The following is a 23,803-nucleotide window of genomic DNA, read 5'->3' on the forward strand; positions in this document are numbered from 1 at the left end:
ATGCTGCAATCACTCAACCATCTGACCCTCGCGGTCAGCGACCTGCAAAAAAGCCTCACCTTCTGGCACGAGCTGCTGGGCCTGACGCTGCACGCCCGCTGGAATACCGGTGCTTATCTCACCTGCGGCGATCTTTGGGTCTGTCTGTCGTACGACGAGATGCGCTATTACGTGCCGCCGCAGGAGAGCGACTATACCCACTACGCGTTTACCGTGGCGGAGGCTGATTTTGAACCGTTCTCGAACAAGCTGGAGCAGGCGGGCGTCACCGTCTGGAAGCAGAACAAAAGCGAGGGGGCGTCGTTCTATTTTCTCGACCCGGACGGGCACAAGCTGGAGCTGCACGTGGGCAGCCTCGCCGCGCGGCTGGCGGCGTGCCGCGAGAAGCCCTATGTGGGCATGGTGTTTACCTCAGACGAGGCTTGAGGCGCGCACCTTCAGCCTGCCCGCCAGCGTCACGTGCGTGGCGGCATCTTCCTGATTGCACAGGTACTCCACCGCCAGCCGTCCCAGCTCGCTGTAGGGCAGCTGGATACTGGTCAGCGGCGGGGTGAGCTGCTCGGAAATCTTCTGGTCGTCGTAGCCCGCCAGCAGCATGTCCTGCGGGATGCGCACGCCATTCACCGCCAGCGCCTGATAGCAGCCAATCGCCAGCCAGTCGCTGGCGCAGAAGATGGCGTCCGGGCGCTCGGCCAGTTCCAGTAGGGAAGCTGTCGCGGTAAAGGACTCGCTGAACTGCCAGTTGGTCTGGCGCACCAGGCCGTCGTCGCACGCGAGTCCGGCCTGCTGCAATGCCGCCTGGTAGCCTGCCAGACGCTGGCGTGAGGCCTCCATCCAGCTCTCGCCGGTGATGTGGGCGATGCGCGTGGCCCCGCAGGCGATGAGGTGTTTAGTGACCTGAAAGGCGTTGGCGTAGTCGTCCGGGATAAACGACGGCAGCAGCGGCGAGCCGGGATCGCGCTGGTTGAGCAGCACCAGCGGGATGCGGGTGCAGTCCTGGAATGCCGTCATGTCCACCAGCGTGGTGATCGGGGAGGCGAGGATAATCCCGATGCAGTTGCGCTTCTCCAGCTGGCGGATGATGTTCAGCGCTAGCTCGATGTCGTCGCCGTAGTCGTAGACGGTGAGCAGGGTCTCGTTGCGCCACGCCGCTTCCCGCGCCTGGCTGATGGCGTCGATAAACGGGTCAAAGCTCTGCAGCGAGCTGACCAGCAGGGCGATCTCTTCCTGGTTGCGCGGGGCGTGAACGGCGGGGAGGCGGTCGTAGCCGAGCTCGGTAGCGACGCCAATCACCCGCTGGCGGGTGTCATCGCTGAGCTTGATGTTGCGGGACTGGTTAAGCACCAGCGATACCGTCGCCTGCGACACGCCCGCCGCCCGCGCAATATCGTTCATCGTCACTTTCGTTTTTCGCTTCATCCGTCCTCTCCCTTTCGCGATTTCGCATCATACCCTAACCGCACGCTTTAGCGCCGTCGATCACGTTTCTCATTCATCGAAGCGTGAACTTTGTGAGAGGCATCGCTTTTCTTCGTGCGGCAAATTGCGCATTTATCCCGCAACTAATATTTATTAGCTAAATATTATCAGTAAGAGGACGCGTAATGAAAGAGCAGTGGAGCAGGGAGCAGGCACAGGCGTGGTATCAGCAGAAGGGCTGGCTGTGCGGGTTTAACTATCTGCCGTCGACGGCGGTGAACTGGACCGATATCTGGCAGGCAGAGACCTTCGATGTCGGGACGATTGACCGCGAGCTGGGCTGGGCGGCGGAGGCGGGCTACAACACCCTGCGCATCAACCTGCCGTTTATCGTCTGGGAGCACGACCGCGACGGGCTGATGGCGCGCATTGACCGGTTTTTGACGATTGCCGACGGTCACGGGTTCAGCACCATGCTGACCCTGATGGACGACTGCGGCTTCTCCGGCGACGAGCCTTACCTCGGCCCGCAAAAGCCGCCGGTGCCGGGCAAGCACAACAGCCAGGCGGCGGCGAGCCCGGGGCGCGACAAGGTGTGCGATCCGGACTGTTGGGCAGACATTGAACGCTATATCCGCGACGTTGTCCGCCAGTTCCGCGAGGATAAGCGCGTGCTGCTGTGGGATCTCTACAACGAGCCGGGCAACCGCGGCATTTTCGCGACCGGCACGCAGGAGGTGCAATACGACGCGAAGCTGGAGACCTGCGCCCACGCGCTGATGAAGCTTGCGTTCCAGTGGGTGCGAGAAGAAGACCCGACCCAGCCGCTCACCGTCTGCGCCTGGCGTCTGCCGCCGGAAGAGGAGGGCGAGACGTTCTTCCGGCATCCGCTGGACCAGACCGCGCTGGCGCTCTCGGACGTGGTGAGCTTCCACGCCTACACCCACACGGGACGCATGACGGCAATTATCCAGCAGCTGCAGGCGCTCGGTCGCCCGCTGTTCTGCACCGAATGGCTGGCGCGCCACGTGGGCAGCACCATCGAAGAGCAGCTCCCGCTGATGTACGCGGCGAAGGTCGCGCCGTACCAGTGGGGGCTGGTGCGCGGCAAAACCCAGACCTGGCTACCGTGGCCGGTGGTGATGAAAGAGTCCACGGACTACTGCCGCCTCTGGTTCCACGACGTGTTTGAGGAAAACGGTATTCCGTTCTCGCGCCGTGAAATCGCCCTGATGCAGCAGCTGCGCAAGATCGCCCCTCAGGCGCAGGACAAATAATATCGACCCGGCGGTCCACCGCCGGGCAACCAGGCAGGCATATAACAATGGCAACGACAATGAAAATACCGTCTCGCGAGCTGTGGTCTTATTTTGGTTATGGTTTAGGTCAGTGTTTTAGCTTTGGTTTAGTGGGTTCGTTTATTAACTATTTTTACACCGACGTGCTGGGGATTTCGGCGCTGGCGGCGAGCACCATCTTCCTGATTGCCCGCGCGTGGGACGCGGTACACGATCCGCTGTTTGCCAGCATCATGGACACCATTAACAGCCGGTTCGGCAAATTTCGCCACTTTTTGCTGATCGCCCCGCTGCTGATCACCGGCGTCACGCTGCTGTCGTTCTATAAAATCGAAGCGGACATGACCACCAAAATCCTCTACGCCGGGGTGACCTATATCCTGTGGGGGACGCTGTACGCCATCTCCGATATCCCGTTCTGGTCGATGTCGTCGGTGATGACCAACGACTCCGGGCAGCGCACCCGCGCGGTGACGGCGGCGATGCTCGGGGTGAACGCCGGGATTGCCTGCGCCAACATCTTCTTCCCGAAGCTGGCGGCCTACTTCGCCCAGTACAGCAATGACAAAGGCTATTTTATGGCGGCGCTGGTGATGATGCTGGTGGGCCTGCCGCTGATGCTCAACGGCTTTATGCAGATCAAAGAGCGCGTGCCGCCGAGCCCGGAGAAGGTGACCATCCGCGACACCTTCCACAACCTGCGCCAGAACAAGCCGCTGTTTATCGTCCTGCTGTCGTTCTTTTTCTGCGTGTTCCACAACGTGGCGGGCGGGCTCTATATCTACTTCTTTATCAACAACCTGGGCGACGGCAGCCTGCAAATGGCGATTGGCGTGATGGGGATAGTCGCGGCGGTGCTGTGCCTGGTCGCCCCAATGCTGACGCGCCGGATGCAGAAGCGGAAGCTGTTTATGATCCTCTGCGGGCTGGACGTGGCGGTGCGCGTGGTGATGTGGTTTGTCGGCTATCAGCAGGTGACGATGCTGTTTATTCTGCTCGGCCTGAGCACGCTGTTCGTGATGATGACCAACATCCTCACCTCATCGATGATTGCCGACACCATTGAGTACGCGGAGTACCACACTCACAAGCGCTGCGCGGCGATCACCTTCTCCGGGCAGACCTTCACCGGCAAGATGTCGGTGGCGGTGGGCGGCGGGTTGATCGGCGTGTTTCTGACGATGATCGGCTACGTGCCGCAGGCGCAAATTCAGAGCGAGAGCGTGCTGTCGGGGCTGTTCTTCGGGATCTGCCTGCTGCCGGCGATAGGCTCGCTGATCCGCATGGGCTTTATGTCGCGCTTTACCTTTACCGAGGAGAAGCACGCGGAGATTTGTCGGCTGCTGGCGGAGCGGAACGCGTCTGCGAAAGCGCCGGGTGGCGACTGCGCCTTACCCGGCCTACAGAAAATTACAGCGACTTCACAAACGCCAGCAGATCTTCGTTGAGCTGGTCCTGGTGGGTCAGCGCGAAGCCGTGCGGCGCGTTGTCGTACACCTTCAGCGTGGCGTTTTTGATCATCTCTGCCGCCAGCTTGCCGGTGCTTTCAAACGGCACGATCTGGTCGTTGCTGCCGTGGATCACCAGCGTCGGCACGTCGATTTTCGCCATATCCGGGCGGAAGTCGGTTTCGCCGAACGCGGTCACGCAGTCGATGGTGCCCTTCAGGGACGCCAGCAGGGCGATGTTCAGCGTCTGGGTCAGGGCTCCGGCAGAGACGGTCTGCCCGGCGTTGGTGCCGTAGAACGGGGTGGCGAAGTCGCTGATGAACTGGGCGCGATCTTTACGCAGCCCGTCGCGAATGCCGTCGAACACGCTCTGATCCACACCCTGCGGGAAGGTATCCGATTTGCCGAAGATTGGCGTGACCGCGCCCAGCAGCGCCAGACCGGCGACGCGCGCGCTGCCGTAGTTGTTGATGTAGCGCGTCACGTCGCCGCCGCCCATGGAGAAGCCCACCAGCGTCACTTCGCGCAGGTCCAGGGTGGTGATCAGGTCGTTGATGTCGGACGCAAAGGTGTCGTAGTCGTAGCCGTTCCACGGCTGATCCGAGCGGCCAAACCCGCGACGGTCAAAGGCGATGGCGCGGAAACCGCGCTCGGCCAGGTAGTTCAACTGGCTGTCCCACATGTCGCCGTCCAGCGGCCAGCCGTGGCTGAAGAGAATCGGTTTGCCCGCGCCGCCTTCTTTGTAGTAAATCTGCGTGCCGTCTTTTGCCTTAAACGTTGCCATAGTGTGTTCCTGTGCAGGTGATGGTTATGGTTATACCGGCGCGACCAGATAACGAATTGCCGGTGATGTTGTGCCCTGATGAAAAGCCAGAACGCGGCTTTGCAGCAGGAGGTCATTCATGGTGTGGCGCTCCTGCTGGCGCAGATGCTCAATCCACGAGCCCATCAGGAAGGTTTCAATAAACAGGCCGGGGCGCTCAATATCCTCATATACCGCCCAGCTCATCGCTCCTGCGCGGCGTCGCACCCTGCGCAGCTCGTGGACCGCCTCCAGGAAGGCTTTCGCGTTGTGCGGGTCGATGATGTACTCGTGCGAGACCAGCACCGGGCCGCGCTCGTTCGGCAGGTCGATCTCCACGCCGTCCAGCGGCTGTCCGCTCAGGTCGAGGTTTAATTCCGGGTCTTTCTCCAGCTTCCAGCGGAACACGGTGGCGCTTGCCAGCACCATACCAAGCGTGGCGACAACCAGCGCGGTCGGGGTGCCGAACCGGGAGGCAATCTGCCCCCAGATGGCGCTGCCCGTGGTCATTGAGCCGAAGAACACCGTCAGGTAAACCGCCAGCGCCCGGGCCTTCACCCAGCGGGCGGCGCTGCGCTGCGCGCCGAGGTTCAGCGTCGAGAGCACCGCAATCCACGCGAAGCCGGTGAAGAACTCAAACAGGTTGAGCAGCCAGACGTGGCGCACAAACGCCAGCGCCAGCATGGTGAGGGCAAAGACCAGGCTCGCGGCCACCATCAGCCGGTCGGCGTTCAGCCGCTGGCGCAGGCGCGGCAGCAGAATGGCCCCGGCAATGGCGCCCAGGCCAATGCACGCCAGCATCACGCCGTAACCCGCCGGGCCTAAGCCCAGCTCGCGGCGCGCCACCAGCGGCAGCAGTGCCCAGCCCGCGCTTCCGAAAACGAAGAAGGCCACGGTACGCACCAGCACGTTGCGCAGCACCGGTGCGGCGTGCACGTAGCGGATGCCGGTGCGCACCGCAGAGAAGAAGTGCTCCGGCGGCAGACGCTGAATGGACGGGGCCGGACGCCAGCGCCACAGCACCCACGCCACGCCAATCACGGACAGCGCGTTCAGGGCGAACACCATCCACGGCCCGGCGAGCGACAGCAGGAAACCGCCCAGCGCGGGGCCAATCGCCCGGCTGATGTTCACCCCGAGCGAGTTCAGCGCCACGGCGGCGCCCAGCTCCGGCTTGCTCACCAGATCGGGCACCACGGCCTGGAACGGCGGCGAGCTCATCGCCGCCCCCACGCTCAGCAGAAACGTCGCCACCAGCAGAACGGCGGGGGTGACGTGTCCGGTGAAGGAAAGCACCGTCAGCCCGGCGGCGGCGATGAACACCCACAGCTGGGAGAAGAGCAGGTATTTACGCCGGTCAACGATGTCCGCCATCACCCCGGACGGCAGGGCGAAGAGGAACATCGGCAGGCTGCTGGCCGCCTGCACCAGCGCGATATCCAGCGGGTCGGCGCTCAGGGTCAGCATGCTCCAGTTGATGCCGACGTCGCTCATCCATGAGCCGACGTTAGAGACCACCGTGGCGATCCACAGCATGCGGAACACCGGCTGGCTCAGCGGCTGCCAGGGAGAAACCGTCGATGCGGGCGTCGTCTCGACGTGTGCGTCGCGAACGTCGTTAACCTGGGTCATGCGAACCTCTCCGCTGCCTTACGCTGCAGTCGCCACTGGCCCGGCCCGGTGAGGGCAAGGGTGGTGAAGATAATCAGCAGCAGCCAGCCAAACTGCCCTTCAGCAATTGACCAGTTCGGGTGGACCGCCAGCATCGCCACCAGCAGCACGGCGATAATCGGCAGGCACGCCAGGCGGGTGTAGACGCCCGCAATGATCAACAGCGGGCAGATCACCTCGGCGACAATCGCCGGGATCAGGCTGGCGTAAGGCCCGAAGCCGAACGGATCTTCAATGCGCGTCAGCTCTTCGCTGAAGTGCAGCACCTTCGGCAGGCCGTGCACGTACAGCAGCAGCAGGCTGCCGGTCAGGCGCAGGAAGAACAGCCCCAGGTCGATTCGGGGCGGCATAGTGGTGTTTTTCATCAGAATGCAAAGCAGCTGCAGCCCAGCGCCCCCCAGAAAGCGTTATCGTCTGACACCGGCATCTCTGAGGTGCGGGCGAAATCATGCTGGTGGCTGTGAACCCCGCACGGGCCGCTGCAGTGGTGGACGGCGCTCATGCCCACGCGTGCGGCCTGCGGCGGCGCGCTGCGGTAGTGGCCCGGCACCTTCACCACCGGGGACCACTCGGGCAGAACCGGAATAGCAGGCGGCGCGAGCGGGCCAAAGCTGCCTGCGGCGTAGACGATGCCGCCGTTCACCACCGTCAGGACGGACTCGATGCCCTTGATCTCCTCTTCCGGCACGCGGAAGTAGTCTTTGCTGAGAACGGCCAGATCGGCGAGCTGGCCGACCTTGATCTGCCCCTTCTGGTTCTGCTCGCTGGAGAACCACGCGCTGCCCTGGGTCCAGAGCATCAGGGCGGTATCGCGATCCAGACGGGCGCTGTGATCGTACATCTGCATCCCGCCAACGGTGCGACCGGAGACCAGCCAGTAGAGCGCGGTCCACGGGTTGTAGCTCGCCACGCGGGTGGCGTCCGTTCCTAAGCCCACCGGCACGCCGGTCTCAAGCATTTTCGCTACCGGCGGCGTGTGGCGGGTGGCTTCAATGCCGTAACGCTCGGCAAAGTACTCCCCCTGGAAGGCCATGCGGTGCTGCACGGCAATGCCGCCGCCCAGCGCTTTGATGCGGTCGATGTTGGCCTGGGTAACGGTTTCCGCGTGGTCGAAGAACCAGTGCAGGCCGTTGAACGGAATGTCGCGGTTCACCTTCTCGAATACGTCCAGCATGCGGCTGATGGATTCGTTATAGGTAGCGTGCAGGCGGAACGGCCAGCGGTGCTCCACCAGATGGCGCACCACGCGCTCCAGCTCGTCCTCCATGCCCGGCGCGAGGTCCGGGCGCGGCTCGAGGAAGTCTTCAAAATCGGCGGCGGAGAAGACCAGCATCTCGCCCGCGCCGTTGTGGCGGAAGAAGTCGCTGCCCTGGCCCGGCGTGAGCATGTCGGTCCATTTTTCAAAGTCTTCCAGCTCGTGGCCCGGACGCTGGGTAAACAGGTTGTAGGCGATGCGGATGGTCATCTGCTTTTTCTCGTGCAGCTCGGCAATCACCTCGTAATCTTCCGGGTAGTTCTGGAAGCCGCCGCCCGCGTCGATGGCGCTGGTCAGCCCCAGACGGTTCAGCTCGCGCATGAACTGGCGGGTGGAGTTGACCTGCTGCTCCAGCGGCAGCTTCGGCCCTTTGGCCAGCGTGGCGTAGAGGATCATAGCGTTCGGACGGGCAATCAGCATCCCGGTCGGGTTGCCGTTGGCGTCGCGCTGGATCTCGCCGCCCGGCGGGTTTGGCGTGTCTTTGGTGTAGCCGACCACCTTCAGCGCGGCGCGGTTGAGCAGGGCGCGGTCGTACAGGTGCAGGATGAAGACCGGGGTATCCGGCGCGGCGTCGTTGATCTCGTCCAGCGTCGGCATGCGGCGCTCGGCAAACTGGAACTCGGTCCAGCCGCCCACCACGCGCACCCACTGGGGTGACGGCGTGCGCAGGGCCTGCTCTTTTAGCATCCGCAGGGCGTCGGCCAGCGAGGGCACGCCTTCCCAGCGCAGCTCAAGGTTGTAGTTCAGCCCGCCACGGATCAGGTGCAGGTGCGAGTCGTTCAGGCCGGGGATGGCGGTGTGGCCTTTCAAATCCACCACTTTGGTACCGTCGCAGTGGTGTTGCATCACCTCGGCGACGGTACCTACTTCCAGAAATTTTCCGTCGCGCACGGCAACCGCTTCCGCGACAGGATTCTCGCGATCGACGGTGTGAAACTGGCCGTTAACCAGAATGAGATCGGCTTTACCGAGGGTAACCATAACTGCTCCTGACTGAGAGGGGAATGGTCAGGATTATGGGAACCGGTTTCGGCAAAGATCCAGTTATACAATAGGATAGGTATACCAAAGTATAACTATACCTAAGGTTAACTATACGAAGAGATAATTACGCGCGGAGAGGGAAAACCGCAGGATGAGAGTGACTTTATCGTCGCGGCGCTCGCGGCGATTTCTACCCTTAACCACTGGAAAATGCTATGACCTCTTCAAAGCTCGAAGTGTTAACCCCTGCTAACTGTCAGGTAATCTTTATCGATCACCAGCCTCAGATGGCGTTTGGCGTGCAGTCTATTGACCGTCAGGTGCTGAAAAACAACACCGTGGCGCTGGCGAAAGCGGCTAAGGTGTTCAACATTCCAACCATCATCACCACCGTTGAGACCGAAAGCTTCTCCGGCAATACCTATCCTGAGCTGCTGGACGTGTTCCCGGGTCAGGACATTCTGGAGCGTACCTCCATGAACTCCTGGGACGACCAGAAGGTGCGCGACGCGCTGAAGGCCAACGGCAAGAAGAAGGTGGTGGTTGCCGGTCTGTGGACCGAAGTGTGCAATAACAGCTTCGCCCTCTGCGCGATGCTCGAAGGCGACTACGAAATTTATATGGTGGCGGACGCGTCCGGCGGCACCTCCAAAGAAGCCCACGACTACGCGATGCAGCGCATGATCCAGGCGGGCGTGATCCCGGTGACCTGGCAGCAGGTGATGCTGGAGTGGCAGCGCGACTGGGCGCGTAAAGAGACCTATACCGCGGTGATGGACATCGTGCGCGAGCACTCCGGCGCGTACGGCATGGGCGTCGATTACGCCTACACCATGGTGCACAAAGCGCCGTCTCGCCAGAAGAGCGAGCACCGCACCTTAGCGCCGGTCCCGGCTCGCTAAGTTCCGCTGGCGGGCTGGTCCCTCATCCGGCTCGCCGCTGCCTCTTTCTCTGGAGTTCACAATGAGTACTGGGCTGATATCCCTTGCGGCAGGCGTGTTGATTGGCCTGATGTATGCCGTGCTGAAGGTGCGCTCCCCCGCGCCGCCCGCGCTGGCGTTGATTGGCCTGCTGGGGATGCTGGCGGGTGAACAGGCGACGCGTCATCTGTTATCCCGGGACGGCGTGCCTCCTCCTCAGGTGACCGTGCCGCAGGCTAAATCGCAGACGGGAGCGTCCTCATGAAGGCATGGATAATTTCGCTGGTGTGCGGCGTGGTTGCTGGGGTAATTTACGCCCTGCTCGACGTTCATTCCCCGGCACCGCCGGTTGTCGCCCTGCTTGGCCTGTTCGGCATGCTGGTGGGCGAACAGCTCATCCCGGTGGGACGACGTTTACTGAGTCGCGAACCGCTCACCCTCGCCTGGTTTCGTCACGAATGCGTACCGAAAATCAGCGGCTCGGCGCCCCCTGCGCCCGCGAAGGACGATCGCGACGTATAATGATTTTTTAGAGGAAAGACAGCATGACGCTGCCGTGGCGCATTGCCATCATTGATGACGAACGTTCCGTCCGCAGCGGGCTGAGTAATCTCCTGGAGTCGGAAGGGTATTCGACCGATACGTTTGATTCGGCAGAGGTATTTCTGAGCCATCCGCTTGCCCTGTCCGGCGCGGCGTTGGTGATCACCGACATCAAGCTGCGGGGCATGAGCGGCCTGGAGCTGTTTGAAAAGCTGCGCCTGCTGGCCGTACCGCCTCCGCCCGTGCTCTTTATCTCCGGTCATGCTGATGAAAATATGCAGCGGTACGCTCTCGGTCTGGGCGCCGCTGCATTTTTGCGTAAGCCCATTAACATCGATATTCTGCTGGATCATATTCAGCGGGAGCTGGCCCGCCGACAATAAGGATCGCGGATGAACGAACACGAGCAGCCTGCATTCTGGCCCGCCCAGGGGAATCTTCACCAGGGGCGGGTTTTTGTCCTTAAAGAGGATGTGATTTTTACCGTGCTGGCGCAGGAGGGCGGAATCGCCTGGATGCACGCGCGACATCCTCATTCCGGCGGCTCATTTATTATCGCCACCGCGGTCAGCGATGAAGAGGAAGAGCGGGCCACCCGGCTGCTGAAAAACGAGTTTGCGCTGCGTGACGCGCTGCAGGACAGCTGGGCCATTCGCGCCGTCGCATCCACCCAGTACCGGGGGCGCTTCGCGCTGGTGTATGCGCCGTTTGCGTTTGAGCTGCTGGCGCGGCGCGCGGGCAGGGCGATCTCGGGTATCACGCGCTTTATCGAGATGGCGATCCAGATCTGCGTTCCCCTGCGCCAGATGCATCTGCAAAACCTGATCCACGGCGATATCAAGCCCGGCACGATTTTTGTTCATCACGATGCCACCTGCCGTCTGGGCAGCTTTGGCCTCTCCTGTAGCCTCTCCGGAGCCTTCACCCAGACCCGGCTTGCCGTGTCCGGCGGCACTCCCGCCTATATGTCTCCAGAGCACACCACCCGCACCCAGCGCCCCGTCGACAGCCGCAGCGATCTCTACAGCCTCGGCATGGTGCTGTATGAACTCCTGACCGGACGCCTGCCGTTTGAGCTGGGAGAGGACGAGCAGATCAACTGGGCGCACTATCATATTGCCTCGGCGCCGCTGGCCCCGGATGCGATCCGCCCGGACGTGCCGGGAATGCTGTCGACCATCATCCTGAAGCTGCTGGAAAAGAACCCTGATAACCGCTACCAGACGGTCGACGGGCTGATTGCCGACCTCCGCCGCTGTCAGGCGACGTTAACCTGCGAGGGCGAGATCGTCGCCTTTACCCCCGGTCAGCAGGATCGCACTCCGGCGATCCATCTGGCGGACTCCCTGTTTGCGACGCATCCGCAGGCGAATGACGTTATTGCCGCGTTTGAGCGGGTGGGGCAGAGCCTGGTACCGGAGCTGGTGACGATCGGCGGGCCGTCCGGGATCGGCAAATCCTCCATTATCGCGACGGCGCTTAAAACGCTGCAGCAGCGTACGGTGCTGCTGGCGGTGGGCAAAGTCGATCAGTTTTCACCGTCGTTGCCTTACGGCGTATTAAGCTCTGCGTTCCGCGCCCTGACGCTGCACCTGCTGGGGCTGCCCGCAAACGACGTGGCGAAGTGGAAAATCCGCCTGTCTCGCGCCCTGGAGGGACACGAGGCGCTGGCCGTCAGCCTGGTGCCCGAGCTGGGACTGCTGCTTGAGAGCAAGCCGCGCTTCTCGACGGATACGTTTACCATTGATGCCCGGGCGCGCTTCAGCCATATGGTGCTGGCGCTGGTGAAGACCTTTGCCTCGCAGGGCTGCCCGCTGGTGCTGGTGCTCGACGATCTCCAGTGGAGCGACGCTGCCAGCCTGCACACGCTCAAATATCTGCTGATGAACTGCGGCTCTATCCCGCTGCTGGTGGTTGTGGCGCACCGCGACATCGGTTCGTTGTCCGACCCCGCACTGCAACAGCAGCTGGCAAGCCTGCCGGAAGCGGCGCAAAACGCGAGCGAGATTGTCCCGCAGGCGCTCTCTGTCAAAGCCGTGTCCCGCTGGCTGGGGACGGTATTTCGCACCCGCAGCACGGCGACGGCCGATCTCGCCACGCTGATCCACGAGAAGACCGGGGGTAACCCGCTCTTTGTGCACGAGTTTTTCCGCCGTATCGTTGATGACGGGCTGGTAGTACACAACAAATATCAGGACAAGTGGCATTACGATCTGCAGGCGATCCGCGCCCGGCATTACACCGAAAACGTGGTCACCCTGGTGCTGGAGCAGCTCGAAGAACTGCCCGACGAGACGCGTCACCTGCTGGGCAGCATCGCCTGCCTTGGCGGCACGGGCGAGATGGAGATGGTCTGCCGCGTTGTCGGCATGTCGATGGCGGAAATGCGCTATGCGCTGCACCCGGCGGTGATGGCCCAGCTCATCGTGCTGACGGAAAAAGCGTATTCCTTCACCCACGACCGGGTACAGGAGGCCGCCTTCGCGCTGCTGGATCGGCATGAGAAAAGCCATATTCACCTGACGACTGCCAGCCTGCTGGCCGACGCCGCGCGCCAGGCGGCCGGGAACGAACTGCTGTTCCGCGCCGTTCACCACGTCACGGCCGCGCTGGACAGCATTCAGCCCGCGCCGCAGCGCCAGATGTTCCGCGAGCTGAGCCTGCTGGCCGCGCGGCGCGCGAAGCGCTCGGGAGATTACCCGTCGGCACTCAGCTATATTCAGACCGCCAGAGCGCTGGGTAACGCCGGGACGGTGTCGGACTTTATGCTCGATATCGAAGAGGCTAGCTGCGAGTTTGCGCTGGGGCACCTGGAGCGGACCCGCGAGCTGTGTGACGCAATTCTCGGCTGCCCCGGCGCGCTGACCGAAAAGGCGCTGGCGGCCAACCTGCTGGTGGAGGTGTACATTCGCCAGTCGGACAGCCGTCTGGCGCTGGAGGCGGCGCTCTGCTGGCTGGGGGTCTTTGGTATTCAGATCGGCCGCTATCCGGAGGATGCCGACTGCGACGAGGCCTGGGAACACTTCTGCAACCGCGCGAATGACGCGCCACAAAACCTGTTTGCCCAGCTGTCGCGGATGGATAACCCTGAAACCGAAGCGGTGATGAACCTGCTCTACAGCGCCAGCATTTGCGCCAGCTTCATCTGCCCGCGCCTGCACTTTTTACTGCTCTGCCGCATGATGCACCTGACCCTCGACCACGGTATTACCGGCGCCTCCACCACGGCGATGGCCTGGTTTGGCGTGCTGATTGGCCACCGCTACGCCGAATATCGCCTCGGGTTCCAGTACGGCACGCTGGCCCGCGAGCTGGTGAATCGCCACGGCTACGATGCGTTCGAAGCCAAAACCCTGCTGCCGCTCGACCAGCTCAGCGTCTGGACCCAGCCTTTGTCGTTCACCATCGAGTGCGCGAAAGCCTGTTTTACCTCAGCGGTGACCCACGGGGATATGACGATGGCCTGCTTTGCGGCCTGCCACCAGGTGATTAACTTCCTCTCGCGGGGCGATCACCTGGACGGGGTGCTGACCAGCATCGATCGCGGCCTGGCGTTTGTGCGTAAAACCCACTTCCAGGACGTGGAGACCATTTTGATGGTGCAGCGCGGCTACGTTGAGTTCCTGCGCACGCCGGTCATCGGCACCTGGACCGCGTCGCAGGTATTGCCGGAGGCGCTGCTGCCCGCGTCGCCGGAGCAGGCGCCGGAGCAGACCTCCACCATGCTGTTCTGGTACTGGCTCTACCGCGGTATGGCCCACTTTACCTGCGGGGAGTATGCCGACGCGCAGGCGGATCTGGAGATGGCGGGGTGGTACGCGTGGTCTGCGCCGGGGCACATCCATCTGCTGGATTACCATCTTTACAGCGCGCTGGCGCTTTCCCGTCAGCTGACGCCGGAGACCTTCTCGGCGAACCACCGTCGCAGCATTCACGCCCACTATGACAAAATCGCCCTCTGGGCGCGCGTTAATCCCGGCACGTTCGCGGATAAAGAGGCGCTGATCTACGCCGAAATCGTGCGTCTGGACGGGATGAACAGCATTGCGCTTGAGCAGTATGAGAAGGCGGTCCGGCTCTCCCGCGAGGGCGGGTTTAACCCGATCAACGCCCTGGCCCACGAGCTGGCGGGGCGCTTTGCGCTGGCCTGCGGCTACCCGACCGCCTCGGACGCCCACTTCCGCGGCTCTATTGCCGCCTGGGGGCGCGCGGGCGCGCAGGCCAAGGTGCGCCAGCTGGAGCAGGATTTCCCGCACCTGCTGGCCTCCGGGCAGGCCAGCGCCTACGACACGGTGGCGTTCGCCCAGAACGAGACCATCCGCGATCTGCAAAGCGTTATCAAAGCCTCCCGCGCGCTGTCGGAAGAGATTAATCTTGAGCGCCTGATCGAAAACCTGATGACCATCCTGCTCGAACGCGCCGGGGCGCAGCGTGGCCTGCTGCTGCGCGTGAGCGATAACCTTATCCCTGAGATCGAGGCCAGCGCCTGGACCAGCACCGAGGGCGTGCGGGTGCGGATCCTGAAAGACGTGCCGACGGCGACCGACCTGCCGCTGTCGGTGCTGGCGGCGGTGATCCGCACCGGGCAGGAGATCCGCACTGGCAGGCCGGAGGAGTTCCATCCCTTCAGCCAGGACCCTTATCTTGTGACCTCGGGGGCGGCGGTCATGTGCGTTCCGATGTTCAAACAGGCGCGGCTGGTGGGCGTGCTCTATCTCGAAAACCGCCTGATGCCGGAGGTCTTCACCGCCGAGCACTCGCGCGTGGTGAGCCTGCTGGGCGCGCAGGCAGCGGTATCCCTGGAGACGGCGCGGCTGTACGCCGAGCTGCTGGCGGAGAACATCCAGCGCCGCCGGGTGGAGAAAGAGCTGCGATCCAGCCAGACCTCGCTGATGCTGGGCGAGCAGATCAGCCACACCGGCAGCTGGCGCTGGGAACTGGAGCAGGATCTGATGTATGTCTCGGAAGAGTACGCCCGCATTCTCGGCCTGCCCGAGCAGCAAAAGATGATCTCCATGGCAGAGTTTTTGACCTTCGTCCATGAGGACGATTACGCCCGCATCAGCGCCATCGTCACCCAAAGCGTGCGCGAAGGTCTCTCCATGCGCGCGGAGTTTCGCGTCAAGCGTCCCGATGGCTCGACGCGCTACATCCTCGGAATTGGCGATCCGGTGGGCGTGGGCAGCGAGGTGAACGAGTACTACGGCATTATCACCGATATCACCAGCCAGCGCGCCGCGGAGGATGCCATGCGGGTGGCGCAGGCGGATCTGGCGCGGGTGTCCCGGGCCACCACCGTCGGACAGCTGACCTCCTCCATCGCCCATGAGATCAACCAGCCGCTGATGTCGATCGTCTCGAACGCCGGAGCGAGCCTGCGCTGGCTCAGCCGCGAGCCCGCCCGGCTGGATAAAGTGCGGGAAGGGCTGGAGGAGATCGCCGCGGAAGGTGCGCGGGCGGGGGAGATCATTCGCAGCATTCAGTCCCTGACGCGCAAGCAGGATCCCACCTTCTCGCGCATCGATCTGCACTATCTAATCCACCATATCATCGCGCTTTCGCGCAGCGAGCTGGAGCAGCGACACATAAGCGTTGATTATCTGTTGAACGCCAGCGACAGCTTTATCACCGGCGATAGCGTGCAGATCCAGCAGGTGCTGTTGAATCTGGTGATGAACGCGGTAGAGGCGATGGCCGAGGTGAAGGATCGCGCCTGCACCATTACCCTCAGCACCGCCAACGCGGACGGGAAAGCGATCGTCGAGATTGCCGATACCGGCAGCGGCATTGAGCCCGAGCGGCTGGAGCAGATTTTTGACTCGTTCTATTCCACCAAGCCACAGGGAATGGGGATGGGGCTGACCATCAGCGCCAGCATCATCGAGCGCCACTGCGGGAAGCTGAGCGCGCGCCGCCGGGAGCCGTACGGCACTGTGTTTGCGTTTGCGCTGCCGCTGGCGGCGCAGGAAGGGTAAACGTTACTCCGCCGGCTGGCTTTTGGTCAGGCGCTCAACGGCCCTGACCAGCTCGGCCACGGAACGCACCTGCATTTTCTCCATCACGCGGCGGCGGTGCACCTTCACCGTGATCTCGCTAACGCCCAGCTCGGCGGCAATTTGCTTGTTCAGCATGCCGCTTATCGCCAGCGTCAGCACCTCGTGTTCGCGCGGGGTGAGGGACATATGGCGCTGCTTCAGGGCGTAGTGCTCTTTATTGCGCACGGCGTTGTGTTCCGCCAGCTGAAGCGCGGATTCAATGGCGTCGATAAGCGCGTTAGATTCGACGGGCTTGGTGAGGAATTCGTACGCGCCGCCTTTAATGGCGCGCACCGACATCGGGATGGTGCCGTGGCCGGTGAGAAAAATAATCGGGATCTCGCGCCCGCTGTCCTTAAGGGCGTCAGCCACCTCAAAACCCGAGATGGTGGGCATTTGCATATCAAGAACCACGCACGACGGGAGCTCTTCAAAGCGGTACTGAAGAAACGCTTCTGCCGATGAAAAGCCGACGGCGTTTAGGCCTGCCGATTCCAGCAGCCCAATCACGGACTGCCTGACTGCGTCATCGTCATCTACAACATACACAATGTGTTCCATTCACCGCCCCGGTGCTGATTGACATGTCGAGGATGCAAACAGTCACTACGGCGACGTAAGAGACTGTTTATGCTGACTTTCATCTTAACACATTAACTATCATTATCATTTAACAATATGATAACCGTATGAAGTATAGCGAGCCGGGGCGGGAGTGGTGAAGGAACGAAACGCGTGCAACATGGGCAGTATGCCCCAGCGCCCTCGTTATTTGTCGGTGAGGACTTTGATCGGTAAAACAGGCTACACTCTGGTTTTGAGCGCTAAATGCTGAGGACATAACAATGCACTACACACTGAAAGAGAGCGACAAGGATAAAGCTGAAGGGTCAAACGGCGCGGGCGCTCTGCAGCAAAAACTGCTGGAGTCTCGTTCGATTGTGATCTCCGGTGAGATCAATCAGGAGCTGGCGCAGAAAGTGATCACCCAGATGATCCTGCTGCAAAGCGTCAGCAACGATCCGATCAAGCTGTACATCAACAGCCAGGGCGGCCACGTGGAAGCGGGCGACACCATTCACGACTTCATCAAATTCATTCGCCCGGAAGTGCACGTTATCGGCACCGGCTGGGTGGCGAGCGCCGGGATAACCATCTTCCTGGCAGCGAAAAAAGAGCACCGCTACTCGCTGCCGAATACCCGCTTTATGATCCACCAGCCGCTGGGCGGCGTGCGCGGTCAGGCAACGGATATTGAGATCGAAGCGCGCGAGATTATCCGCATGCTGGATCGCGTGAACAAGCTGATCGCTGACGCCACCGGCCAGCCGCTGGAAAAAGTGAAAAAAGACACCGACCGCAACTTCTGGATGTCTCCGGCAGAAGCGCTGGACTACGGCATCGTGGGCAAGCTGATCACCCATTATGACGAGCTGAAGCTGGATTAAGTTTTCGCGGCGTGTTTGTGTCGGGTGACGGCCTCGCCTTACCCGACCTACACGCTTTTTACCCTCGCTTGACCCACGACAAAGCAGCCCTCCACGCTCTCCACCATAATCGCGCCTGTTTCCCTTCTCACTGGTGCTACCCATGGCGTATCAACTGAACCTGAACTGGCCGGAATTTCTTGAGAGATACTGGCAAAAACAACCCGTTGTGCTGAAAAATGCCTTCCCGAATTTTGTCGACCCGATCACCCCGGATGAGCTGGCAGGGCTGGCGATGGAGCCGGAAGTCGATAGCCGTCTGGTAAGCCATTTCAACGGTAAATGGCAGGCCAGCAACGGTCCGTTTGAGCACTTCGACGATCTGGGCGAAACCGGCTGGTCGCTGCTGGCGCAGGCGGTGAACCACTGGCATATGCCCGCCGCGGAGCTGGTGCGTCCGTTCCGCGTTCTGCCGGACTGGCGTCTGGACGACCTGATGATCTCCTTCTCCGTGCCCGGCGGCGGCGTGGGTCCGCATATCGATCAGTACGACGTGTTCATCATTCAGGGGATGGGCAGCCGCCGCTGGCGCGTGGGCGACAAGCTTCCGATGCGCCAGTTCTGCCCGCATCCGGCGCTGCTGCATGTCGATCCGTTCGAGCCGATTATCGACGAAGATCTGGCCCCGGGCGATATCCTCTACATCCCGCCAGGATTCCCGCACGACGGCTTTACCCATGAAACGGCGCTCAACTACTCCGTCGGCTTCCGCGGGCCGAACGGCCGCGATCTGATCAGCAGCTTCGCCGACTACGCGCTGGAAAACGATCTGGGCGGCGAGCACTACAGCGATCCGGATCTGACCTGCCGCGAACACCCGGGCCGCGTGGAGCAGTACGAGCTCGATCGCATTCGTCAGATGATGATCGACATGATCGGCAAGCCTGATGATTTCACAAAATGGTTCGGCAGCTTTGTCTCCACGCCGCGTCACGAGCTGGATATCGCCGCCGCCGAGCCGCCTTACTCGCCGGAAGAGGTGCTGGACGCGCTGCAGGGCGGCGAAACGCTGTCTCGCCTGAGCGGCCTGCGCGTGCTGAACGTCAACGGCAGCTTCTTTATCAACAGCGAACAGCTGGAGACGGTAGACACGAAGGCGGCGGATGCGCTGTGCCGCTACACCGAACTCGGCCAGGCCGAGCTGGGCGATGCGCTGAATAACCCGGCGTTTGTCGAAGAGCTCACCGGGCTGATTAACCAGGGGTACTGGTACTTCGACGAGTAGTGCGGACGGTTTTCTCCCTCTCCCTGTGGGAGAGGGTCGGAGTGAGGGCACCAGGCCGCACTAGCCCTCCTCCATCGCAATCACAATCGCCTCGCCCATCTTCTTCAACGCCTCGCGATTTTTCTCCGTCGGCGGCAGCGCCACGTTGATCCGCAGGCAGTTGCGGTACTTCCCTGATGCGGAAAACAGCGACCCGGCCGCGGCCTGGATCTTCAGCCGACAGAGCTGCTTGCTGACGCACACCATGTCGACCTTCTCCGGCAGCTCAATCCACAGCAGGAAGCTGCCCTGTGGGCGCGTGACGCAAATCTCTGCTGGAAAGTACTGCCGTACCCAGCAGGTGTAAGTTTCCATATTCTGCTGATAAATCTGGCGCATGCGGCGCACGTGGCGATGGTAATGACCGTCGCGAATAAACGCCGCCACCGCCATCTGCGTGCCCGGCACGTTAAACCCGCCGGCGGCGTATTTCATGTGCATCACCCGGTCGTAGTAGCGTCCCGGTACAATCCAGCCGACGCGCAGGCCCGGCGCCACGGTTTTGGTAAACGAGCTGCAGAGGATCACGCGGCCGTCGATATCCATCGAATGAATGGTGCGCGGGCGCGGGTACTCCGCCGCCAGCTCGCCGTAAATGTCATCCTCAACAATCACGATATCGTGCCGCTGGGCGAGGGCCAGCACCTGCTTTTTCCGTGCCTCCGGCATGATAAACCCGAGCGGGTTATTGCAGTTGGGCACCAGAATCACTGCTTTGATCGGCCACTGCTCCAGCGCCAGCTCTAACGCTTCGATGCTAATCCCGGTTTCAGAGTCGGTAGGAATTTCAATCGCCTTGATATCAAACCCGCGCAGCATCTGCATGGTGCCGTGAAACGATGGCGATTCCACCGCCACGATATCTCCAGGTTTGCATACCGAGAGCAGGGCGATGGATAGCGCACCGTGGCAGCCGTTGGTAATCACAATGTCGCTTGCCGAGACGGTGGAGCCGCCGTCCAGCATCAGGCGCGCGATCTGCTCGCGCAGCTCCAGGCGCCCGTCGAGCACGTCATAGCTCAGCATCTCGCCGGGGTTATGCTGTGCGATGCGGCTCATCTCGCGCCACAGGGGCTTCAGGCTCGGCTGGTTAATGTCCGGCGAACCGCCGCCAAAGGAGATCATCTCTTTGTCGGCGCGGGCGTCCAGCAGCATCATCACCTCATCCCACTGGGTAACGTCCACGGGGCGCTGCACCGGGCGCGTCATCGCCGGGACGGGCGGCTGGGCTTTTCGCGGTGAGACAAAATAGCCGGAGCGCGGCTGAGGGGTTATCAACTGGAGGTTTTCGAGGATCTGGTAGGCCTGCTGTATGGTGCTGATGCTCACGCCGTGCTCCTGGCTCAGCGCACGCACCGACGGCAAACGTTCACCGCTGCGATACAGACCTTGTTGAATGCGTTCTGCCAGAAGGTTGGCGAGATGTTGATAGCGCGTCATGCTGTATCCTTTGTTTTCACCATACAGATTATAAAACCAGTACAGATTGCTGCGAAAATTGGCATGCAGATACTGTTTTAGCGGATCTGTATGTTAAACAAAAGCTGTTTTTGCATCTGTATTGCACGGGTGGATTTCAGGGATGATAACCCCACTGGCACAGTGAGGAGAGCATCATGGAATTCTACGAGAATCGTTCAAAACGTTCGTTCGTCGTGTTTGTGTGGATCGGAAAAACGATCTGCAACTGGTATCGCATCAACCGTACCCGCCGCATCCTGAGCCAGATGAGCGACGAGCAGCTGAAGGACGTTGGTTTATCCCGCAATGATATTTAAACCCCAGGCCGGGTAAGGCGCAGCCGCACCCGGCGATGTTTAGCGCAACAGCTCAAGCGTCTGCCGCTTCGGCCTTTCCAGCAGCTCAACCGCCTCTTCATACGAGCGCACGTTGTTATAGCCCATCACCAGCCCGTAGCGTTTGCCCGACCCGCGATACCACTCCGAGAGCGCATTGACCTGCAGCTGCTGTTCCTGCCAGCAGTGCGCCACTTCCTGGTCAAGGCTTCCTTTGGTCAGGAACGCCACGATATGCATCCCGCCGTCGTTTTGCTCGGTGAAAAACAGATCGCCATACACCTCCTGCAGGGCGGCAATCATCCAGTCGCGGCGGGTCTGATACAGCGCGCGCATCTTTTTCAGGTGACGGAAAAAGTGCCCTTCGTTGAGAAACGCGGTGAGGATCTTTTGCGTCAGCACCGGCTGGCCGCTGGTGGTGATGTCCGCGCAGTCGGTAAAGGCTCCGACGGTGCTGGCGGGCATCACCACGTAGCCCATGCGCAGCGACGGCATGATTGTTTTACTGAAGGTGCCCATAAAAATCACCCGGTCGTGCTGGTCGAGGCTTTTCAGCGACGGCAGCACCTTGCGGGTATAGTGGAATTCCCCGTCGTAATCGTCTTCGATAATCCACGCCTCGTTCTGGCTGGCCCAGTCGAGCAGCTGCTGCTTGCGCGGCAGGGAGAGCGTTACCGCCAGCGGGCTCTGGTGCGACGGGGTGACGATGGCAAAACGTGCGTCGCGATGGTAGCGGAGCAGGTAGTCCGTATCGATGCCGCAGCGATCGACCGGCACGGTGTGCAGGCGCGGCACGATCCGCTTGAGCAGCTGCTGGCCCATAAAATAGCCCGGATCTTCAAACAATACCTTGTCGCTGCGGCTGGCGAGGGTGTCGAGGATCAGCCGCAGGCTACCGCTGTAGCCGCTGGTGATCAGCACCTGTTCGGCGCTGCAGGACAGCCCGCGCGAGATGTTGAGATAGCTGGCGATGGCCTGACGCAGCGGATACCAGCCCAGAACGGGCGGGTTGAGCATCTCCTCCTGACGCATAGCCCGCGTCGCCTGGCCCGCCAGCAGCAGCCACTTTTTATACGGGAAGCTGTCGAGGGCCGGGATGCCGGGGCGCAGAAACCCCGCCCGCTCGCGCTGGCTGATGAGCGATGCCGGAAGCGTGCCGGTGGGCTGTTCCGCGGGGGCTGTCTTGTCCGGCAACAGTAAGTCCGGGTTAACCCGCGTGCCGCGCGCCCCCTGGCTCACCAGATACCCTTCGCCCGTCAGAATGGCATACGCCGTTTCGACGGTTTTACGCGCCACCTTCAGCTCTTCGGCTAGCACGCGGATGGCAGGCACCTTATCGCCCGGCTTCAGCACGCCGCGCATGATGTTGTCGCGATAGCGGGAATAAATCTCGTGATAGCCCGGCTTCATGTCCTACCTCATTTCACGCTTTTTGTATCTTTTTACTATGTCATGAACGGCGTAGATTTGCCTCATCGCACGGCACATGCCGCACAAAAAGAGGAAAGACCATGAGCACTCGCGTTAACCACCATAAAGTTACACCTGCCCTCGCCAACGCGCTGTCTGCCCTGAGCATGGAGGTGGCAAAAACCTCCATCGACCCGGCGCTGAAGCACCTGATTGACATTCGCGTGTCGCAGCTGAACGGCTGTACGTTCTGTCTGGATATGCACTCAAAAGAGGCCAAAATCGCCGGCGAGCGCGAGCTGCGCCTGTACCATCTGGCGGCCTGGCGCGAGTCCCCGCTGTTCAGCGCCCGCGAGAAAGCGGCGCTGGCGTTCACCGAAGCGCTGACCCAGATTGGCGTTCACGGCGTAAGCGATGCGCTGTACCGCAGCGTGGCGGAGCACTTCTCGGACGTCGAGATTTCAGAGCTGAACTTCGCCATCGTGGCGATCAACGCCTGGAACCGTCTGGGGATCACCTCCCGCATGGCGCCCGGCGCGCTGGACGCGGCGTACGGGCTGAACAAGGCTAACCTGGAATAATTCCGCGCTCGCGGATCATCGCCACCAGCGCCCGCAGTCCCGGCGGGACGTGGCGATGGCCGGGGTAGTACAGGCGCAGCCCGGCAAACGGCTGCGCCCAGTCGTTCAGGACGCTCACCAGTTCCCCGCTTTTCAGCTCGTCCTGAATATAGAGTTCCGGCAAAAATCCCACCCCTAATCCTGCTTTCACGGCGCGGATCGAGGCAAAAAGATCGGACGTCGCAAAGCGCGGCGGCACGGCAAGGGCGTACGTTTCACCCCGACGCGCCAGCTCCCAGCGGTAGATCCCGCCGTGGGCCATGCGCATGCCGATCCCCTGATGTGAAAGCAGATCGTCCGGCGTTTCGGGTATGCCGTGACGGGCGAAATAGGCCGGCGTGGCGGTGACGAGCTGGCGGATCTCACCGGTCAGCGGCACGACGATCATGTCCTGCGGGACGGACTCTTCGAGGCGGATCCCCGCATCATAGCCTTCCGCGACGATGTCGATCATTCGCGCTTCGCTGACGGTCTCTACGCGCATCTTCGGGTAGCGGATCATGAAGTCGATCAGCAGCTGGTCCAGAAAAAGCGTGCCGATATGGTTCGGCACGTTCAGCCGTAACGTTCCGGCGGGTTCCCCTGTTTCGCTGTGGATCTCCTCGCTGGCGAGACGGATCTCCTGCAGGGCGGGGCCGATACGCGCCACGTAGCGCTGTCCGGCGTCGGTAAGCGCCACGCTGCGGGTGGTGCGGTTGAAAAGTCGCGTCTCAAGGCGGCTCTCCAGCCCGGCGACGGCATTACTTACCGCCGTGGCGGACATCCCCAGCTCCTGCGCCGCACCGCGAAAACTGCCGCGCCGCACCACCGCCATCACTACTTCCAGCTCTGTCAGACCTGAACGATGCATA

Annotated in this window: 21 protein-coding genes; 12 read left to right on the forward strand and 9 right to left on the reverse strand. The window is 61.8% G+C overall.

The features are described from left to right. Nucleotides 1-426: a FosA/FosA2 family fosfomycin resistance glutathione transferase gene (fosA, locus tag KGP22_RS02620; RefSeq protein ID WP_149367798.1), complete on the forward strand. Its 426-nt coding sequence runs from the start codon at nucleotides 1-3 to the stop codon at nucleotides 424-426. On the opposite strand, the gene KGP22_RS02625 is transcribed toward fosA, so the two are convergent. Next, a complete protein-coding gene (locus KGP22_RS02625; RefSeq protein WP_149367797.1) occupies nucleotides 412-1,419 on the reverse strand; it encodes a LacI family DNA-binding transcriptional regulator in 1,008 nt (335 codons plus the stop codon). The two genes, fosA and KGP22_RS02625, sit on opposite strands and share 15 nt — an antisense overlap. 185 nt (nucleotides 1,420-1,604) lie before the next feature. Here KGP22_RS02625 and KGP22_RS02630 point away from each other — a divergent pair, with 185 nt between their 5' ends. Together KGP22_RS02630 and KGP22_RS02635 are read left to right on the forward strand one after the other, a co-directional pair. Next, a complete protein-coding gene (locus KGP22_RS02630; RefSeq protein ID WP_149367796.1) occupies nucleotides 1,605-2,696 on the forward strand; it encodes a cellulase family glycosylhydrolase in 1,092 nt (363 codons plus the stop codon). Between the two features lie 47 nt (nucleotides 2,697-2,743). Beyond that, nucleotides 2,744-4,165: an MFS transporter gene (locus tag KGP22_RS02635; protein ID WP_223581109.1), complete on the forward strand. Its 1,422-nt coding sequence runs from the start codon at nucleotides 2,744-2,746 to the stop codon at nucleotides 4,163-4,165. Here the strand turns inward: KGP22_RS02635 and KGP22_RS02640 are convergent. The 4 genes from KGP22_RS02640 to KGP22_RS02655 are packed head-to-tail and all read right to left on the reverse strand — an operon-like array spanning nucleotide 4,128 to nucleotide 8,874. Then, a complete protein-coding gene (locus KGP22_RS02640; protein ID WP_223581111.1) occupies nucleotides 4,128-4,949 on the reverse strand; it encodes an alpha/beta hydrolase in 822 nt (273 codons plus the stop codon). The genes KGP22_RS02635 and KGP22_RS02640 overlap by 38 nt on opposite strands. A gap of 30 nt (nucleotides 4,950-4,979) precedes the next feature. Then, complete coding sequence (locus KGP22_RS02645; RefSeq protein ID WP_223581113.1) at nucleotides 4,980-6,599, reverse strand: MFS transporter; 1,620 nt, start codon at nucleotides 6,597-6,599, stop codon at nucleotides 4,980-4,982. Beyond that, nucleotides 6,596-7,003, reverse strand: a complete 408-nt coding sequence (locus KGP22_RS02650; RefSeq protein ID WP_111964149.1) for a DoxX family protein — start codon at nucleotides 7,001-7,003, stop codon at nucleotides 6,596-6,598. Before KGP22_RS02650 ends, KGP22_RS02645 begins: the two co-directional genes overlap by 4 nt. Next, the gene (locus tag KGP22_RS02655) at nucleotides 7,003-8,874 is read right to left on the reverse strand and encodes an amidohydrolase (protein WP_223581115.1); all 1,872 of its coding nucleotides are present in this window, start codon (nucleotides 8,872-8,874) and stop codon (nucleotides 7,003-7,005) included. Before KGP22_RS02655 ends, KGP22_RS02650 begins: the two co-directional genes overlap by 1 nt. 218 nt (nucleotides 8,875-9,092) lie before the next feature. Here KGP22_RS02655 and KGP22_RS02660 point away from each other — a divergent pair, with 218 nt between their 5' ends. The 5 genes from KGP22_RS02660 to KGP22_RS02680 all read left to right on the forward strand — a co-directional run bounded on the left by KGP22_RS02660 (nucleotide 9,093) and on the right by KGP22_RS02680 (nucleotide 16,315). Continuing rightward, a complete protein-coding gene (locus KGP22_RS02660) occupies nucleotides 9,093-9,779 on the forward strand; it encodes a hydrolase (protein ID WP_047059056.1) in 687 nt (228 codons plus the stop codon). Nucleotides 9,780-9,840: 61 nt separating this feature from the next. Beyond that, complete coding sequence (locus KGP22_RS02665; RefSeq protein ID WP_111964147.1) at nucleotides 9,841-10,062, forward strand: DUF1427 family protein; 222 nt, start codon at nucleotides 9,841-9,843, stop codon at nucleotides 10,060-10,062. Continuing rightward, the gene (locus KGP22_RS02670; protein ID WP_111964146.1) at nucleotides 10,059-10,319 is read left to right on the forward strand and encodes a XapX domain-containing protein; all 261 of its coding nucleotides are present in this window, start codon (nucleotides 10,059-10,061) and stop codon (nucleotides 10,317-10,319) included. Before KGP22_RS02665 ends, KGP22_RS02670 begins: the two co-directional genes overlap by 4 nt. Nucleotides 10,320-10,342: 23 nt before the next feature. Then, nucleotides 10,343-10,723 (forward strand): response regulator, encoded by a 381-nt coding sequence (locus KGP22_RS02675; protein WP_111964145.1) that lies wholly within the window; start codon nucleotides 10,343-10,345, stop codon nucleotides 10,721-10,723. A gap of 9 nt (nucleotides 10,724-10,732) precedes the next feature. Then, complete coding sequence (locus KGP22_RS02680; RefSeq protein ID WP_223581118.1) at nucleotides 10,733-16,315, forward strand: ATP-binding protein; 5,583 nt, start codon at nucleotides 10,733-10,735, stop codon at nucleotides 16,313-16,315. 3 nt (nucleotides 16,316-16,318) lie between these two features. Here KGP22_RS02680 and KGP22_RS02685 read toward each other — a convergent pair whose 3' ends face one another. Further along, nucleotides 16,319-16,936, reverse strand: coding sequence for a response regulator (locus tag KGP22_RS02685; RefSeq protein ID WP_111964143.1), 618 nt, complete (start codon nucleotides 16,934-16,936; stop codon nucleotides 16,319-16,321). A gap of 284 nt (nucleotides 16,937-17,220) precedes the next feature. Between KGP22_RS02685 and KGP22_RS02690 the strand changes: the two genes are divergently transcribed. After that, nucleotides 17,221-17,823, forward strand: coding sequence for an ATP-dependent Clp protease proteolytic subunit (locus KGP22_RS02690; protein WP_008501342.1), 603 nt, complete (start codon nucleotides 17,221-17,223; stop codon nucleotides 17,821-17,823). Nucleotides 17,824-17,965: 142 nt separating this feature from the next. Beyond that, a complete protein-coding gene (locus KGP22_RS02695) occupies nucleotides 17,966-19,087 on the forward strand; it encodes a cupin domain-containing protein (protein ID WP_223581120.1) in 1,122 nt (373 codons plus the stop codon). A 60-nt stretch (nucleotides 19,088-19,147) separates the two neighbouring features. Here the strand turns inward: KGP22_RS02695 and KGP22_RS02700 are convergent, their stop codons facing one another. Then, nucleotides 19,148-20,566, reverse strand: a complete 1,419-nt coding sequence (locus KGP22_RS02700; protein ID WP_223581122.1) for a PLP-dependent aminotransferase family protein — start codon at nucleotides 20,564-20,566, stop codon at nucleotides 19,148-19,150. A gap of 176 nt (nucleotides 20,567-20,742) precedes the next feature. Between KGP22_RS02700 and KGP22_RS02705 the strand changes: the two genes are divergently transcribed. Beyond that, nucleotides 20,743-20,904, forward strand: a complete 162-nt coding sequence (locus KGP22_RS02705; protein WP_149367780.1) for a DUF1127 domain-containing protein — start codon at nucleotides 20,743-20,745, stop codon at nucleotides 20,902-20,904. Between the two features lie 39 nt (nucleotides 20,905-20,943). On the opposite strand, the gene KGP22_RS02710 is transcribed toward KGP22_RS02705, so the two are convergent. Then, nucleotides 20,944-22,332 carry a PLP-dependent aminotransferase family protein gene (locus tag KGP22_RS02710; RefSeq protein ID WP_223581123.1) on the reverse strand — a complete coding sequence of 463 codons (1,389 nt, stop codon included), beginning with the start codon at nucleotides 22,330-22,332 and terminating at the stop codon, nucleotides 20,944-20,946. 101 nt (nucleotides 22,333-22,433) lie between these two features. On the opposite strand from KGP22_RS02710, the gene KGP22_RS02715 reads away from it, so the two are divergent. Continuing rightward, a complete protein-coding gene (locus KGP22_RS02715) occupies nucleotides 22,434-22,913 on the forward strand; it encodes a carboxymuconolactone decarboxylase family protein (RefSeq protein ID WP_023310248.1) in 480 nt (159 codons plus the stop codon). Here KGP22_RS02715 and KGP22_RS02720 read toward each other — a convergent pair. Next, nucleotides 22,900-23,802, reverse strand: coding sequence for a LysR family transcriptional regulator (locus KGP22_RS02720; RefSeq protein WP_223581124.1), 903 nt, complete (start codon nucleotides 23,800-23,802; stop codon nucleotides 22,900-22,902). The two genes, KGP22_RS02715 and KGP22_RS02720, sit on opposite strands and share 14 nt — an antisense overlap. Nucleotide 23,803: the final 1 nt, after the last annotated feature.

The organism is Enterobacter sp. JBIWA005, assembly GCF_019968805.1.
In the GTDB taxonomy this organism is placed as follows: domain Bacteria; phylum Pseudomonadota; class Gammaproteobacteria; order Enterobacterales; family Enterobacteriaceae; genus Enterobacter; species Enterobacter vonholyi.